A 14,675-nucleotide genomic window follows, 5' to 3' on the forward strand; every position below is an offset into this window, starting at 1 on the left:
GCAGGCCCATGGACAAAGCCGAACCCCGTCCTGGACTTCTGTGACGGGTGGGTCGGGTGGGCGCGGGGCCGGTGGGCGCACGCGTCACGACCGCACCCGGTCGGCCCCGGTTACACCGGCTACACCGGCTCGACGCCCTCCGCCCCCGCAGGAGTCGCGTACGAGGCCGCGGGCTCGACGCGCCGCATCCACAGCAGGGCGCCCGCCAGCAGCATCGCGCCTCCCGTCAGCCAGGGCAGCGGTCCCCGCGGCAGCACGCCGACGAGCAGGACGGTGAGCGCCCCGGTCAGTTGCATGGCCAGGGACTGGACCGACAGCGCCGTGGCCCGTCCCGCGCTCGGCACCCGGCGGTGCAGGAGCTCGTTCTGGCTCGGTCCCGCCGCGCCGAGGCCGAGGTACACCAGGCCGTAGCCGAGGATCGCGAGCCCCAGGGCGAACGGGCCCGCGGCCGCCGCGGTGGCGCCGAGCAGGAGCAGTCCGCTCGCGCCTGCGCCCAGCCCCAGCAGGACCGCGCGCTCGCCACTGCCCGCGAGCCGGGCGGTCAGGGGTGCGAGGTGGCTGCCGAGCCCCGAGCAGAGGAAGCCGGCGCAGGCGAGGACGGCGTAGAGCATGGCGCCGGACTCGGGCGCCCCGGTGAACGACGCGGCGCGGCCCGGTGTCAGCAGTTCGAGGGCGGCGAGGGCGCCGCCCGCGGCCGCCGCGCTGAGCAGCACCCGGCGGATCAGCGGGTCGCGGCCGCCCAGTCGTACGCCCTCGGCGACGGTGGCCGGTATGCCGTGGAGTACGGAGCGCAGGGTGCTCGGCGGGCGGGGCGGCTCGGGGAGCGCCGCCAGGACGTACAGCACGAAGGCCGTCACCACCACCGCGCCCAGCAGTGGGGGCGTGGAGAGCGGGAGCACCAGCCCGGAGGTCGCCCGGCTCAGGCCGGCGGCGAGCCCGTCGCCCCGGGCGAGCAGCCAGGGGAGCGCGCCCCCGAGCAGGGTGCCCGCCGCGAGCGCGGCCGAGATCGCGGAGCCACCGCGGGCCAGCCCGGTGCGCAGTTCGGCGTCGGGGCCGGAGTGGGCGTGGACCGTGTCCACGTACCAGGCCTCGGCGGGCCCGCTGGACAGTGCGCGTCCCGCGCCCATGAGGGCCATGCCGAGGGCGAGCACCCAGGGCGCGGTGCCCAGGCCCTGGAGGACGAAGGCCGTCAGGTTCAGCAGGCCGGCCGCGGCCAGCACGGCCCGGCGGCCGAGCACGTCGGAGAGTCCGCCCGTGGGCAGTTCCAGTACGGCGGCGGTCACGGAGTGCGCGACGAAGAACGCGGCGACGGCGGCCAGGGACATGCCGCGCTCGGTGAAGAGCAGGATCAGCGGGCTGACGGCCAGGCCCACGGGGAACCAGTAGAGGACGCAGGCGGTCACGTACCGGCGTCCCGCGGTGCGCGGGTCCAGCGGGCCGGTCACTGCGCGGCCCCGGCGGGCGCCCCGGCATCGAGCATGCGTATGAATTCTTCGTGGATCACCACGGGAGGCTAGAGCCTCCTCCCGGTGATCGCCAAGAGTGCTCGTACGGAACTTCCCCGCGGGCCCGGCCCGGCCGGAAAGGCGCTCCCTACGTGCCGGCCGGCACCAGGATGACCGCCGTCCCGTACGCGCACACCTCGGTGCCGAGGTCGGCCGCGTCGGTCACGTCGAAGCGCATCATCAGCACGGCGTTCGCACCGCGCGCCTTCGCCTGTTCGATGAGGCGGTCCATGGCCTGGTTGCGGGTCTCCACCAGGGTCTTGGTGAGGCCCTTCAGCTCGCCGCCGATCATCGATTTCAGGCCCGCGCCGATCTGGCTGCCCAGGTGGCGGGAGCGCACGGTGAGGCCGAAGACCTCCCCGATGACCTGCTCGACCCGGTAGCCGGGGACGTCGTTCGTCGTCACCACCATGACACCGGTCTGCTGCGCGCCGGGGCCGCCGCCGTAATCCTCGATACCCATGGCATCCACTCTGGCGGCGCCGCGCGGTGCCCGCATCCGGAGGAGGGAGCCGGGCCTCCGGCGCAGCCGGACGAAGCCCCGGCCGGCCCCGCACATTGGGCATATCGGGCTAAGTCACGGTGCGTCAGCCGGACCTCCCTGCCCCGCGTCGCCATAGTCATCGGTGGCAACCGCCTGGTTGCCGCCCCGTGCCGCGCGTCGCGGCCGGGAGGACGCTTTCTCGGAGGAGCCGGCTCATGCTGAAGCCCACCAGGACCATCCTCGCCCTCACCGCCGGAAGCCTGGTGCTCGGCCTGGTCGGGGCGGGCACGGCCGTCGCGGCCGACCACTCGGAGCCCCGCGGCCCGGTCCTGACCGCTCCCGTCAAGGACGCCGACGAGGAGGACGACGAGTACGGAGACCGCGATTACGTCCGCGGCGTCGTCATCTCGCGCGGCCCGCTGACCGTCCGCAGCAAGCCGACCACCCACTCCCACAAGGTGGGCCGGGTGCACCCGCACGAGAAGCTCTCCATCGAGTGCAAGGCCCGCGGCGAGCGGGTCGACGGAAACAACCTCTGGTACCTGCTGGAGCAGCGGGACGAGCAGGAGTCCACGGACGAGGACCGCAAGAACGCCATGACCCCGAAGTCGGCGAAGGCCGCCAAGGACCGCGACGACCACTGGGTCTCCGCCCGCTACGTCAAGAACCTGGGCAAGGTCCACTACTGCCGCCTCTAGGCACCGCCCCGCGGGGCCGTACGCGGCACGGCGCCGCCCCGCCCCGCACTAGGTACGCATCTCCGGGCGTACGGTGCGCGGTCCCACGCACCGCGCACCGTACGCCCGTACGCGCATCCGCAACTCCCGGTCCGCCGTGACCACCACGCACCCGCCGCGCTCCGCGCAGGCCGCCGCGAGCTCCACGATCCGGTCGTCGCCGCTGCCCGGCGCCTCGTCCACCCGTACGCCGGGCACCGACGCGACGCCCCGGGCCGCGCCTTCGACGACGAGGACGATCTCCTCGCCCTCGTCGCGCAGCGCCAGCCGGTCGCGCAGCCGCTCGGCGGCGCCGCGCCGGTCCCGCCACCAGCCGTCCGGAACGGACCCGACGACGTTGGCACCGTCCACGATCAATACGTTCGGCTCGTCCACCTCCCCAGTATGGCGAGCCGGCCGGCACGCGCCGCAGCCGGAAGTCGCCGTACTGGAAATCGCCGTACTAGAAGTCGCCGTAGTTGACCTGCCAGGTGGCCAGCCCCATGCGGCGCCAGATGGCAACCACCCGGTCGCGGTCGTCCAGGGAGACCCGGACCGCGTACCGGTCGCGCACGTGCGCGTTGAACAGCTCCGCCTTGACGATGTCGTCGCGGCGCGTGTCGCCCGCCGCCCGCATCCACAGCTCGTCGTACGGGACCTCGTGCTCGCGCAGCCAGGCCTCGGTCGGCTCCCGGTGCTCCTCGCCCCGCCCGGACAGCAGCACGATGGTGTCGCCGTCGGCCCGCCGGAAGGAGTCCAGCGCGTCGCGCACCGGCGCGTTCAGCGTGTCCAGGCCGCAGCGCGAGAAGTCGTACGGGTTGCGGTCGCCGGTCATCGCGAGCGTGCCGTCGATGTCGCACATCACCGCCGTGGGCAGCGCCGGGTCGGCGACGTACGGGGACACGTCCGGCTGGTCGTTGAGCCAGTCCGCGGTGAGCCGCCAGCCGCCCTTCTTGGCCTTCGCGTGCTTGTCCGCGAGTATCCGGATGATCTCCTCGCCGACCTGGCGCTCGCGCGCGGCGTCGCGCCGCAGGCACTCCTCCACGGGCACGTCGGTGAAGTCGTGCACCACGAAGGTGGCCCGTCCCGCGACGGCCGCCTTGAGCCGCTTGGGGATGTGCGAGGTCAGGTGGGTGTTGTCCACGACCACGTCGAAGCCGCCCTCGACGGCCGCGCCGACGGCCGCGTCCTGGATGTCCAGCACGGTCTGCTCGTGCTTGTACGAACGCCCGCGCTCGGGGTCCGGCACGTCGAGCATGGCCCGCAGGTCGTCGAGGTTGACGCGGCGCATCCGGCCGCCGGACTCCGCCTGGAGGACGCGCGCGGCGGTGGTCTTCCCGGAGGCCGGCAGACCCGTCATGACGTGGACCACCGGCAGCGCGGGAGCCACCGGGGACTCGGCCGGGGGCGCGGGGGTCTCGGTTTCGGGTACTTCGGACACGGGTTCAGTTCTCCTCGTCGTGCGTGAAGGGGTCGGACGCCTCGGGCCGCACCTGCCGCCAGGTGACCAACTCGGTCGTCCTGCCGTCGAGACGCTGGAACAGCGCACCGCGGATCCCGCTGTCGCGGATCGTCTTGGTGGCGCGCGCGAACGCGCCCCGGTCGCCGGCCAGGTGGGCCAGCGAGGCGTACGCCTCGTCGATGGCGCGCTCGCGGAGCGCGGCCTCGGCCTCCAGACGTTCGATCACCGAGCGTACCCAGTGGTCGAACTCGTCGGGCACCTGCTCCAGCAGTTCGTCGAGCGGCTTGCCGCCCGAGGCCTCGATTTCGGCGGCGGAGCAGTTGAGGCCCTGGGCGAGCTGCTTGAGGGGCAGGCCGGCGAACCGCTGGATGCCGTGGCCGCGCCAGATGTCCCGCTCGGTCACGCCGGTGAGCACCTTGTGGAGGCGTACGTACTCGGCGATCTTGGCCTTGGCGCGGACGCCCGAGGCGAAGCGCAGGACGAAGCCCTCCGCGTCGGTGCCGGTCGCGGCGGCGCCGCCCGGCAGGGTGCTGGACCCGGTCAGGGCGAGCAGCTCGTCCAGCGGCATGGCGGGCCACACGGTGACCACGGAGCCGATGCCCTCCCAGTGCGCGGCGGCTTCGGCGAGCGGCACCTCGGTGCCGTCCGCTCCGTACGCGGCGAGCAGGACCAGGTCGCGGCGGTCCCCGTAGTCCACGACGATGCGGTTCTGCGGGTACAGGATCTCCGCGAGGTAGGTGGTGCCGGGGACCAGTGCGGAGGTGTCCCGTCCGTCGAGGTGGCGCTGCGCCCAGACGGCCTGGGTGCTGGTGAAGGAACCCTTGGACGCGGCCCGCCACTTGCCCGCGTAGTGGAAGAGGACCCCGAGGCTGCCGTCGACCTTGTCGTACACCTCGAAGGGCTCGTCGGGCAGGGCCGGCGCGTACGGCCGGCCCGACTCGTGCTCGCCGACGTTGAAGAACTTGGGCAGCGGCAGCGCGACGATCTCGCCGGTGACGTCGTCGGCGACGAGTCCGCGGCAGATCGTGGTGACCTGGTTCCAGACCTGCTCGTACTGGGCGGTGCGGGTGTAGCTGTAGAGGGACAGCGGCAGCTGGGGGTGGACCTTGCGGGCCACGTATCCGGCGTCGATGGCCTCGGTCAGCGCCTGCGCGGGCATCAGGTCGTGCAGAGTCAGGCGGTCCTGGCTCATGGGGTTCCTCCCGGTTCGAGATGCCTCATTCTCGGGTGCGGGAGGCCCTGGCCGAAACCGAATATCGGCTCGTCAGCGCGGGTCTCAGTGCTGTGACCGGGAGGGTTTGCCGGGGCGCGGCGTCCGGTGCGGTGCATCGCAAGGCGGAGGGCCGGGGCTCGTACCGGACGTACCTGCCCGGTCCGACAACGCGGCGAGGCGCCGTGCTGGGCGTCGCGACCCGGTGAACCTTTCCGGCCACACCGCTAAGACCCGTGCGGGCCCGCGCCGCCCACCCGGTTGATGTCGCGGGGGCGCAGGATCCGCTGGGTGCCTGCGACGCCGGGACCGGCTTCGGCGACGGCGATCATGGCGCGGCCGATCGCCCGGGTCGTGGTCACGAGGTGGGGAGCGAAGCGCCGCAGGACCGGGAAGAGCGGAGCGGTGACGGCGTACCCGGCGCGGTAGAGCGGGGTCTTGGAGGGAATGCCGCGGTCCGGCTGCACGATCCCCGGCCGGAACATGTACGCCTCAAAGGGGAGCTTCAGCAGGTCGTTCTCGGTCTTCCCCTTGACCCGGGCCCACATGGAGCGGCCGCTCTCGGTGCTGTCGGTGCCCTCGCCGGAGACGTAGGCGAAGGTCAGCCCCGGGTTGGCGGCGGCGAGGGGGCGGGCGGCGGCGAGCGTCAGGTCGTAGGTGATCCGGCGGTACTCCTCCTCCTTCATGCGGAAGGAGGAGATGCCGAGGCAGAAGAAGCAGGCGTCGTACGAGGCCAGGTCCAGGCCGGGCTCCGACAGGTCGGTCGGATCGGCCCGGACGAGCTCGCGCAGCTTGGGGTGGGTGACGGCGAGCGGGCTGCGGCCGATGACGAGCACGCTTTCGACGGACTCGTCGAGCAGGCACTCGCGCAGCACGCCCCGGCCGATCATGCCGGTGGCACCGAAGAGGATGACGTTCACGGGTCCACCCTAGAGCGGGGTGGGAGCGGCGGGCGGCGGCCGCGCTGCGCCTGCCGGAGACTCACCGGGACTCACCGGGAATCACTCGGACGTCGCTTCTCATGGTCCGACGGCCGTTCAGACGGCACCCTGGGAAGCGACGTCTCAGTGGGAGACGCACAGCTCGTTGCCCTCGGGGTCGGCGAGGGTGGTCCAGGTGAAGGGGCCTTGGTTGCCTTCGTGCAGGTGCCGGGCGCCCTTGGCGAGGAGCCGCTCGACCAGGGCCCGCGGGTCGTCCTCGCCGGTGCGGACGTCGAGGTGCACCCGGTTCTTGACGGTCTTGGGCTCCTCGATGAACTGGAAGAGGACGCGGGGCGCCCGCTCGAAGCCCTCGGGGTGGCGGATCCCCTGGCCCGCCTTCCAGACGAGGACACCCCGGTGGGTGGTGGTGTCCTCCTCGGTCGCCCGCCCGGCGGCGATCATCTCGCGGATGAACTCCTCGTCGCTGGGCTCCACTTCCCATCCGAGGGCCTCGGCCCACCAGTCGGCGAGGGCGTGCGGTGCCTCGGAGTCCACGGTCACCTGAAACGTGTAGGCCATGCGGCGACCCTACCCGCGACGGCCCCTGGAACCCGGGCAGGAAGCGCGGCCGCCGGGTCGCTCCTCCGCGCGTGCGCCCGGCATCGCTAGCATTCCCGGGGACGAAGCCCCCTTCGCCCCTGCCCCCTTCCGGGCGCTCGGGCCCCCCTCCGCCCCGACGGCCCGCTCCACTTCCGGCGGCCTCGCCCCCGACGGCCTGCTGCCGGCCGTCGAGGAACGGCCCACGCGATGACCAGAGGTACCCCATGACCTCCACCCCACCCCGGCGACACGGGCTCCTGCGCCCGCTGGCCGCGCGGCTGTTCCCGCCGGAGGCGGCCGGCGCGGAGTCTCCCCACGGGGTGCTGCCGCCGCTGCTGATCGTCCTCACCTTCGTCAGCGGTGTGGTCGACGCGGTGAGCTACCTGGGCCTCGGGCACGTCTTCGTGGCCAATATGACCGGCAACGTGGTCTTCCTCGGCTTCGCGATCGCCGGGGACCGCTCCCTGTCCGCCCCGGACTCCCTGCTGGCCGTCGGCGCCTTCCTGGCCGGGGCCGCGGCCGCCGGACGGCTGCGGCGGACCACCGGGGCGGCCAGGATGTTCGCCCCGCTGGTGGCGGTACAGACCGTCCTGGTGGGCGGGGCGCTCGCCCTGACCGCGCTCGGCGCCGGGCCGCCGGGCGTCATCGCCCTGCTCGCCCTCGGCATGGGCCTGCAGAACGCCGTCGTGCACCGGCTCGCGATCCCCGATCTGACCACCACCGTCGTCACCAGGGCCCTGACCGGCCTGGCGGCCGATCCGTGGGGGCCGGGTCCGCTGCGCCGCCTCGTGACGGTCGCGGCCCTGCTGCTCGGGGCCCTCACCGGCGGCGTTCTGACACTCCGTCATGGTGCGGTGTGGGCAATGGTCTTGGCCGTCGCCCTACTGGCCTGCGTCACCCTCTCCCCGCGGTGGGACGGCACCGGGCGGTAGCCGCACGGAGTGGGGGCCGACTTCGTGACGCGCCGGCCCCACGTGTTCTCCGGGCCCGCAACCACCGCTCCACAGCCCGCCTTTCCGATCCGCAGCCATTCCCCCACGCCATCCCCCGCCGCACACAGCGGCATTCCGGTGGCGGCGCCACGAGAGCGGCATTTTCTGCGGCGGCAATTCAACTCCGCCCTTTCCCTGGCGGTGTTTCCGCGACGGCCTTTCGGTCGTCGCATTCTCCCGCCGGGAAACACGGCTCACTTTCGCGGACGGGGCCCGTGCTCCACGAGGAAGGCCACGAAGGTGAGCACCCAGGCCCCGACCGCCACCCAGAGCAGTACCGTGCCGAGGGGCCGCAGCCACGCCACCCCGGTCGGGGCGGCCGCCGAGAGGCAAGCGGTGGCCGTCATGCCGAGCGGGAAGACGCTCGACCAGCGCCGGATGTCGTAGCGGGGGCGCGGCCGGACCGCTTCGGCGGTGAGGAGCACGGCGTACCAGGCCAGGGAGAGACCGAGGGCCGCCAGGGTGACGGTACGCAGCCCCGTGTGCGTCCACCCCGTCCACAGCGGTGACGCCGTGAGCCCGGATCCGGCGAGGGCGGTGATGGAGAGCGCCCCGCCGGCCACCCAGTGGTCGCCCGCGCCCGAGACGACCTGACGGAAGTCGAAGCGCACCAGGGCCTCGGCGTAGAGCAGCAGGCCCAGGCAGAAGGCGGCGAGCGCGGCCCGCCCCAGCCAGTCGCGGCCGGTGGCGGTGGCCAGGGCGGCCGCCAGGACGGCGAGCCCTTGGGTGGCCACGCAGACGAGGAAGGCCGCACCGGGCATCCGGTAGCCCCAGTGCCGCAGTACGGCGACCATCAGCCCCGGCCAGAGCGCGGCGGCCAACGCCAGCAGCCCGAGGGCCACGGACTGCCATCCGAGGAGGGAGAGCCGGGCGCCCAGCACGGTCGTGGCGGCCACGGCGGTGAGGGCCGCCGGGGTGTCGGCCTCGGCGCGAAACCGGCTTCGGTCCCCCAGGAGCCGGGCGGTGAAGTCGGCGGCGAGCAGGAGCCACAGTGCGGCGGAGACGCCCAGCGCGGTGATCGACAGCGCGTCCCGGCCGATCAGGTGCAGGCCCGCCGAGATGATCCCGGCCGCCATGACGGCGGCGCCGGCGGCCGGCGACAGCTCGGCCCACCACCGGGCACCCGCAATGACTCGCACCCCGCCAAGGGACACCACCGCGCCGCTCCCGGCCGCCGCGGCGCGCCATCGGGGCGGCGGCAATGACCCTTCCGGGCCCGGCGGACACCCTCTCTCCCACCATTCGATATCCGATATTCCGATCCTATTCCCCTCGACTTCCCCTCGACAGGGACGGGAATGGGAATGACGAACACTCTTATGACAACCCGGCCACAGCCCTCCAATTCGCCCCGACACGCCCATCTCCAGGCGGAATTACTCCGATGCGCAGGTACTGTCATCGTCAACGCACCGCTGATTCACGGGCCCTTCAGGGCCCTCTCTTTTTGCACATGGGAGAATGAAATGCAGGCCTTGGCAACGGAGCCCGCACGCCAGGCTCCCCCCGCCCAACCCGCGAGCTTCATCCAGGAAGTTCTGCGCGGCGTCGCCCAGGTCGATTTCATGCCGAGCGCGATCACCGGGATCTTCTTCCTCGCCGCCCTGGCCGCCGCCGGCTGGCAGTACGCCCTCTACGGCCTCCTCGGCGCGGTCGTCGGCACCGCCACCGCCTACGCGTTCGGCATCGACCGCGCGATCGTCTCGGCCGGACTCCGCGGCTTCAACGGCACCCTCGTGTCCCTCGGATTCGCCGTCTTCCTCGGGTGGGACCACCTGTCCACCCTGCTGCTCGCGATCGGCGGCAGCATCACCGTGGTGGTCGTCACCTCGGCGCTGGCCACCATCCTCGGCACCTGGAACATCCCCACCTTCACCGCGCCGTTCTGCATCATCGCGAGCGTCATGACCATCGCGGCGCCCAGCTTCTCCCGGGTGTGGCACACCGGTCCCGACCTGGCGGCGCTGCCCGCGGCCGCCGGCGGAACCACCGCGCTGGACTGGGGACAGCTCTGGCGCGCCTTCTTCGCCAACGTCGGTCAGATCTTCTTCATGCCGCAGTGGTACGTCGGCCTGATCTTCCTCGCCGGCATCTTCGTGGCCAGCCGGGTCGCCGGGGTCATGGCCTGCGTCGGCAGCGTCACGGCCATCTTCGTCGCCTGGGCGATGGGTTCGCCGTCCGAGGCCGTCTCCCAGGGGCTCATGGGCTACAGCAGCGTGCTCGTGGCCATGGCCCTGTGCGGCGTCTTCCTCGTCCGGTCCAACTGGAGCTTCGCGTTCGCCGTCCTGGGCGCCGCGGCCGCGACCGGGCTCACGGCCGCGATGACCGCGTTCTTCGACCCGTTCGGCGGCCACACCTTCACCTGGCCGTTCGTCCTGACCACGGTCGTCTTCGTCGCCGCCGTCCCCCAGATCCCCCGGCTGCAGCGGACCTGACGCCGTCTCAGCCGAAGCCGCGACGCCAACAGCCGGGGCAGCGGCAGCACTTGAACCATCCTGAGAGCCGAAAGTGAGTGACCGATGAATCTCGCTCCCCGTGAGATGGACAAGCTCTGGATCTACGTCGTGGCCGACCTGGCCCGCAAGCGGCGGGACCGGGGCGTCAAGCTCAACTACAGCGAGGCCTGCGCCCTGATCAGCGAGGGCATCCTGGAAGGCGCCCGCGACGGCAGGACCGTCGCCGAGTGCATGGAGCTCGGCAAGCAGATCGTCTCCGCCGCCGATGTAATGAAGGGCGTGCGGGAGATGCTTCCGCTGCTCCAGGTCGAGGCCGCCTTCGTGGACGGCACCAAGCTCGTCTCCTGCCACGACCCCGTCGGCGCCTGAGCGGTGGCGGCCATCGCACCCGAACGGCCCGAACGGCCCGGCCGGGCACCGGAATCGGCGGCCACGGTCATCCTGGCCGGCGGTCACGAGGGCGGCTCCGCGGCAGGCGCCGTGCACACCGGCCGGCCGCTGGCCGAAGCCGTGCGCGCGGCGCTCGCCGCCTCGCCCGAGCCGGTGTGCGTGGTCCCGATGACGCTGGGGCGCGACCCCGGGCTGATCGCCGACTGCGCCCGCGCCCTGCGCTGGCTGAGCCGGGAGGAGGGGCCCGGGCGGCTCGTGCTGGCGCCCCCCTTCGCCACCGTGGACCACCTGACCGCGTGGCTGCGTACCGCCGCCCTCAAGGCGGTGCGCGAGGCGCCCGACACCTCCGCCGTCCTGGTCACCGCGCCCGCGGCGGGTCCCTTCGAGGACGCCGATCTGTTCCGGGTGGCCCGGCTCGTCCGCCAGTACGGCCACCACCGCTGGGTCGAGGTCGCCTTCGACGGCGGTGACCCCGACCCGGCGGAGGGAGCGGAGCGCTGCCGCCGCCTCGGCGCGGGCCACATCTCCCTGGTCCGGGCCGCGTTCGCCCCGCCGGCCGAGCTTCCGGCCGGGGTCCTGGACACCGGTCCGCTGCTGTCCGACGCGGCGATCGCCCAGGTCGTACGGGCCCGCGCGCAGGAGGCGCTGCACCGGCTGGCCCACGGGCAGGACGGCGTGGCCGAGGGCCTGGACGCCGAGCACGGGCACGGGTACGCGCACTCCCACGGCCCGGGCGGCGACCACGACCACGACCACGCGGACGCGGACCCCGACCACACGCACGCGCACGCAGACGGACACGGACACGGCGAGAGCCACCGCCGCGCGCACGGCCGGGATCACGGCCACCCGCACGGCCATTCCCCCCACTGATCCGAAGGAAGGGAAGTACCACCATGTCAGGTGGCGCCACATACCTTTACGGCGAAGGCACCGTAGAGATCAACGCCGGCCGGCGCAAGGCCAAGGTATCCGTCTCCAACACCGGCGACCGTGCCATCCAGGTCGGCTCGCACTACCACTTCTTCGAGGTCAACCGAGCCCTCGACTTCGACCGCAACGCCGCCTACGGCATGCACCTCGACCTCCCCGCCGGCACCGGCGTCCGCTTCGAGCCGGGCGACACCCGCGAGGTCGAACTCACCGCGTACAGCGGCCACGGCCGGCTGATCGGCTTCAGCTCGCTGACCAACGGCGGCCTCGGCTCCACCGACACCCGCATCCGCGCCATGAACCGCGCCGTCGAGCTCGGATTCCTGGGAGCCCGCGTGGAGTCGGCGCAGCAGGCCGCGGCCGCGCAGGCGGCCTCACCGGCCGTGGCGGCCACGGCGAAGCCGTCCCCGAAGTCCGCGGCCAAACCTGCCGCCAAGCCCGCTGCCAAGCCCGCCGCCAAGGCACCCGCCAAGACTGCGGCCGCCAAGAAGGCCAAGACCTCCAAGAAGGGCGACAAGTAGAGATGGCTGTCCTGAGCCGCAAGCAGTACACCGACCTGTTCGGGCCGACCGTCGGCGACCGCTTCCACCTGGCGGACACCAACCTGATCGTCGAGGTCGAGAAGGACCACAACGAGGGCCACTACGGCGACGAGGCCGTCTACGGCGGCGGCAAGGGCATCCGCGACGGCATGGCGCAGGACCCGCAGGCCACGAACCTGCAGGGGGCCCTGGACCTGGTCATCACCAACGTGGTCGTCATGGACGCGATCCTGGGTGTGGTCAAGGGCGACCTCGGCATCAAGGACGGCTTCATCGCGGGTCTCGGCAAGGCCGGCAACCCGCACACGCAGTCCGGGGTGCACCCCAAGCTGGTCATCGGGCCCGGCACCGAGGTGATCTCGGGCGAACACATGATCGCCACGGCCGGCGGCATCGACACGCACATCCACTTCATCTCCCCGCAGCAGGCCGAGCACGGCCTGTCCAACGGCATCACCACCCTCATCGGCGGCGGCACCGGCCCCTCCGACGGCACCAACGGCACCACGTGCACCCCGGGTCCGTGGAACATCGGCCGGATGTACCAGGCGGTCGAGGACCTGCCGGTCAACGTCGGCCTGCTGGGCAAGGGCAACGGCTCACTGCCGGAAGCGCTGATCGAGCAGGTCGAGGCGGGCGTCTGCGGCCTGAAGGTGCACGAGGACTGGGGCACCACCCCGGCCGCGCTCAGCAAGGCCCTCGACGTGGCCGACGCCTACGACGTGCAGGTCGCGGTGCACACGGACACCCTGAACGAGTCCGGTTTCTTCGAGGACACCCGCTCGGCCATCGACGGGCGCACCATCCACACCTTCCACACCGAGGGCGCGGGCGGCGGTCACGCCCCCGACATCATGCGGGTGGCCGGCGAGCCCAACGTCCTGCCGTCCTCCACCAACCCGACGCTGCCGTACACGGTGAACTCGGTCGACGAGCTGCTCGACATGGTGATGGTCTGTCACCACCTGTCGCACGACATTCCGGAGGACGTCTCCTTCGCGGATTCGCGCGTGCGCGCCGAGACGATCGCCGCCGAGACCGTGCTGCACGACGAGGGGGTCATCTCGATCTTCTCCTCCGACTCCCAGGCCATGGGCCGCATCGGCGAGTCCTGGACCCGCGCCTTCCAGACCGCGCACCACTGCAAGGACCAGCGCGGCAAGCTCGACGGGGACACCGAGCGCAACGACAACTTCCGCGCCCTGCGCTACCTCGCCAAGATCACGATCAACCCGGCGATCGCCTCGGGTACCGCCGAGCACATCGGCTCCCTGGAGACCGGCAAGCTCGCCGACATCGTGCTGTGGCCGATCGGCTCCTTCGCCGCCAAGCCGAAGATGGTCATCAAGGGCGGGCTGATCAACTGGGCGCTGATGGGCGACCCGAACGCCTCGCTCCCGACCCCGCAACCGGTCTACTACCGGCCGATGTTCGGCGCGTACGGCAAGGCCAAGCAGGCCACCCGGGTCTCCTTCATGTCGCAGGCCGCGATCGATCTCGGCGTACCGCAGAAGCTGGGCCTGGACAGCAAGGTCCTGCCGGTCCGGCACTGCCGCACCGTCGGCAAGCAGCACATGGTCCGCAACGACGCCCTCCCGGTCATCGCCGTCGACCCGGAAACCTACAAGGTCACCCTCGACGGGGTGCCGGCCACCATCGAGCCGGCCCGCGAACTGCCCCTGAACCACCTGTTCTACCTGGCATGAGCGCTGCCGCCAACGCCCCCGTGGTCAGCCCCGCGGCCGTGACGCCGGTACAGGCCCTGCTGGTCAGCCTCCAGCTCACCGACTCGGCCTTCCCCAGCGGCTTCTACACCCTCTCCCACGGCCTGGAGGGCTACGCCCAGGCCAAGGCCGTGACCCCCGAGGGCGTGCCGGTCCTGCTGGCCGACCTGCTGCGGCATGCGGTGGGGCCTTCCGACGCCACCGCGCTGGCGCTGGCCCACCGGGCCGCGCTGGCCGGTGACTGGGAGGCCCTGGCCGAGACCGACCAGCGGCTGAACGCGGCCAAGCTGAACGAGGGGCTGCGCCGCGCCGCCACCCGCACCGGCCGCCAGCTGCTGGACCTGGCCCGCGAGTGCGTGGGCGGCGAGCCGCTGGAACGGTACGCGGAGCTCGTGGCCGCCAAGCGGGCTCCCGGCTCGCAGGCGGTGGCCGCCGGGGTCGCGTACGCGGCCGCCGGCGTCCCGGCCGAACAGGCTGTCGTGAGCGACCTGTTCGCCTATTCGGCGAGCTTCACCGGGGCCGCGCTGCGGCTGCGGCTCACCGACCACCGCAAGGCGCAGGTGGTGCTGCGCGCGATCGCACCCGTCATCGAGGAGGTGGCGGGCGCGGCCCTGCGCCGTGAAATCTGCGATCTCGGCGGGTGCGTTCCGATGGCCGATGTGATGTCGGGCCGTCACGAGCGGGCCGAGGCACGGCTGTTCGCGACGTAGCCCCTGCCCCACTCCCTTTCATCAAGCTGTC

The 14,675-nt window shown here is 72.5% G+C and carries 16 protein-coding genes; 8 read left to right on the forward strand and 8 right to left on the reverse strand.

Going from position 1 to position 14,675, the window contains the following annotated elements; all coding sequences use genetic code 11:
• Window positions 1–119 precede the first annotated feature (119 nt).
• A complete protein-coding gene (locus OHA37_RS03385) occupies window positions 120–1,445 on the reverse strand; it encodes an MFS transporter (RefSeq protein ID WP_266902292.1) in 1,326 nt (441 codons plus the stop codon).
• Window positions 1,446–1,593: 148 nt separating this feature from the next.
• Window positions 1,594–1,968, reverse strand: a complete 375-nt coding sequence (locus OHA37_RS03390) for a YbjQ family protein (protein ID WP_266902294.1) — start codon at window positions 1,966–1,968, stop codon at window positions 1,594–1,596.
• Between the two features lie 236 nt (window positions 1,969–2,204).
• Here OHA37_RS03390 and OHA37_RS03395 point away from each other — a divergent pair, with 236 nt between their 5' ends.
• Entirely contained in the window at window positions 2,205–2,687 is a 483-nt protein-coding gene (locus tag OHA37_RS03395; RefSeq protein ID WP_266902296.1) for a hypothetical protein, read from the forward strand.
• Window positions 2,688–2,735: 48 nt separating this feature from the next.
• Here the strand turns inward: OHA37_RS03395 and OHA37_RS03400 are convergent, their stop codons facing one another.
• The 5 genes from OHA37_RS03400 to OHA37_RS03420 form a co-directional block, all read right to left on the reverse strand.
• The gene (locus OHA37_RS03400; protein ID WP_266902298.1) at window positions 2,736–3,101 is read right to left on the reverse strand and encodes an NTP pyrophosphohydrolase; all 366 of its coding nucleotides are present in this window, start codon (window positions 3,099–3,101) and stop codon (window positions 2,736–2,738) included.
• A 67-nt stretch (window positions 3,102–3,168) separates the two neighbouring features.
• Complete coding sequence (locus OHA37_RS03405) at window positions 3,169–4,146, reverse strand: phosphatase domain-containing protein (RefSeq protein WP_266902300.1); 978 nt, start codon at window positions 4,144–4,146, stop codon at window positions 3,169–3,171.
• A 4-nt stretch (window positions 4,147–4,150) separates the two neighbouring features.
• Window positions 4,151–5,359 (reverse strand): RNA ligase, encoded by a 1,209-nt coding sequence (locus OHA37_RS03410; protein WP_266902302.1) that lies wholly within the window; start codon window positions 5,357–5,359, stop codon window positions 4,151–4,153.
• Between the two features lie 245 nt (window positions 5,360–5,604).
• Window positions 5,605–6,297, reverse strand: a complete 693-nt coding sequence (locus tag OHA37_RS03415) for an epimerase (RefSeq protein WP_266902304.1) — start codon at window positions 6,295–6,297, stop codon at window positions 5,605–5,607.
• Window positions 6,298–6,441: 144 nt separating this feature from the next.
• Complete coding sequence (locus OHA37_RS03420; protein WP_266902306.1) at window positions 6,442–6,876, reverse strand: VOC family protein; 435 nt, start codon at window positions 6,874–6,876, stop codon at window positions 6,442–6,444.
• A 245-nt stretch (window positions 6,877–7,121) separates the two neighbouring features.
• On the opposite strand from OHA37_RS03420, the gene OHA37_RS03425 reads away from it, so the two are divergent.
• A complete protein-coding gene (locus tag OHA37_RS03425; protein WP_266902308.1) occupies window positions 7,122–7,829 on the forward strand; it encodes a YoaK family protein in 708 nt (235 codons plus the stop codon).
• A gap of 254 nt (window positions 7,830–8,083) precedes the next feature.
• Here the strand turns inward: OHA37_RS03425 and OHA37_RS03430 are convergent, their stop codons facing one another.
• Window positions 8,084–9,028 carry a tellurite resistance/C4-dicarboxylate transporter family protein gene (locus tag OHA37_RS03430; RefSeq protein WP_266902310.1) on the reverse strand — a complete coding sequence of 315 codons (945 nt, stop codon included), beginning with the start codon at window positions 9,026–9,028 and terminating at the stop codon, window positions 8,084–8,086.
• 327 nt (window positions 9,029–9,355) lie between these two features.
• Between OHA37_RS03430 and OHA37_RS03435 the strand changes: the two genes are divergently transcribed.
• From OHA37_RS03435 to OHA37_RS03460, 6 genes are all read left to right on the forward strand, one after another.
• On the forward strand, window positions 9,356–10,324 hold the full coding sequence (locus OHA37_RS03435; RefSeq protein ID WP_266902312.1) for an urea transporter: 969 nt from the start codon (window positions 9,356–9,358) through the stop codon (window positions 10,322–10,324).
• A gap of 84 nt (window positions 10,325–10,408) precedes the next feature.
• Window positions 10,409–10,714 carry an urease subunit gamma gene (locus OHA37_RS03440; RefSeq protein ID WP_243332378.1) on the forward strand — a complete coding sequence of 102 codons (306 nt, stop codon included), beginning with the start codon at window positions 10,409–10,411 and terminating at the stop codon, window positions 10,712–10,714.
• A 3-nt stretch (window positions 10,715–10,717) separates the two neighbouring features.
• Window positions 10,718–11,608 (forward strand): sirohydrochlorin chelatase, encoded by an 891-nt coding sequence (locus OHA37_RS03445; protein WP_266902314.1) that lies wholly within the window; start codon window positions 10,718–10,720, stop codon window positions 11,606–11,608.
• 23 nt (window positions 11,609–11,631) lie between these two features.
• Entirely contained in the window at window positions 11,632–12,189 is a 558-nt protein-coding gene (locus OHA37_RS03450; RefSeq protein ID WP_266902316.1) for an urease subunit beta, read from the forward strand.
• Between the two features lie 2 nt (window positions 12,190–12,191).
• Window positions 12,192–13,916: an urease subunit alpha gene (gene ureC / locus OHA37_RS03455; protein ID WP_266902318.1), complete on the forward strand. Its 1,725-nt coding sequence runs from the start codon at window positions 12,192–12,194 to the stop codon at window positions 13,914–13,916.
• On the forward strand, window positions 13,913–14,644 hold the full coding sequence (locus tag OHA37_RS03460; protein WP_266902320.1) for an urease accessory protein UreF: 732 nt from the start codon (window positions 13,913–13,915) through the stop codon (window positions 14,642–14,644). The genes ureC and OHA37_RS03460 overlap by 4 nt, the downstream gene beginning before the upstream one ends.
• Window positions 14,645–14,675: the final 31 nt, after the last annotated feature.

The sequence above is a fragment of the Streptomyces sp. NBC_00335 genome, from assembly GCF_036127095.1.
Classification (GTDB): domain Bacteria; phylum Actinomycetota; class Actinomycetes; order Streptomycetales; family Streptomycetaceae; genus Streptomyces.

Excerpts from the sequence above, each read along its gene's own strand:
- OHA37_RS03440 (WP_243332378.1), top strand. The coding sequence starts at position 10,409 with ATGAATCTCGCTCCCCGTGAGATGGACAAGCTCTGGATCTACGTCGTG.
- OHA37_RS03395 (WP_266902296.1), top strand. The coding sequence starts at position 2,205 with ATGCTGAAGCCCACCAGGACCATCCTCGCCCTCACCGCCGGAAGCCTG.
- OHA37_RS03410 (WP_266902302.1), bottom strand. The coding sequence starts at position 5,359 with ATGAGCCAGGACCGCCTGACTCTGCACGACCTGATGCCCGCGCAGGCG.
- OHA37_RS03435 (WP_266902312.1), top strand. The coding sequence starts at position 9,356 with ATGCAGGCCTTGGCAACGGAGCCCGCACGCCAGGCTCCCCCCGCCCAA.
- OHA37_RS03425 (WP_266902308.1), top strand. The coding sequence starts at position 7,122 with ATGACCTCCACCCCACCCCGGCGACACGGGCTCCTGCGCCCGCTGGCC.
- OHA37_RS03420 (WP_266902306.1), bottom strand. The coding sequence starts at position 6,876 with ATGGCCTACACGTTTCAGGTGACCGTGGACTCCGAGGCACCGCACGCC.
- OHA37_RS03450 (WP_266902316.1), top strand. The coding sequence starts at position 11,632 with ATGTCAGGTGGCGCCACATACCTTTACGGCGAAGGCACCGTAGAGATC.
- ureC (WP_266902318.1), top strand. The coding sequence starts at position 12,192 with ATGGCTGTCCTGAGCCGCAAGCAGTACACCGACCTGTTCGGGCCGACC.
- OHA37_RS03460 (WP_266902320.1), top strand. The coding sequence starts at position 13,913 with ATGAGCGCTGCCGCCAACGCCCCCGTGGTCAGCCCCGCGGCCGTGACG.
- OHA37_RS03390 (WP_266902294.1), bottom strand. The coding sequence starts at position 1,968 with ATGGGTATCGAGGATTACGGCGGCGGCCCCGGCGCGCAGCAGACCGGT.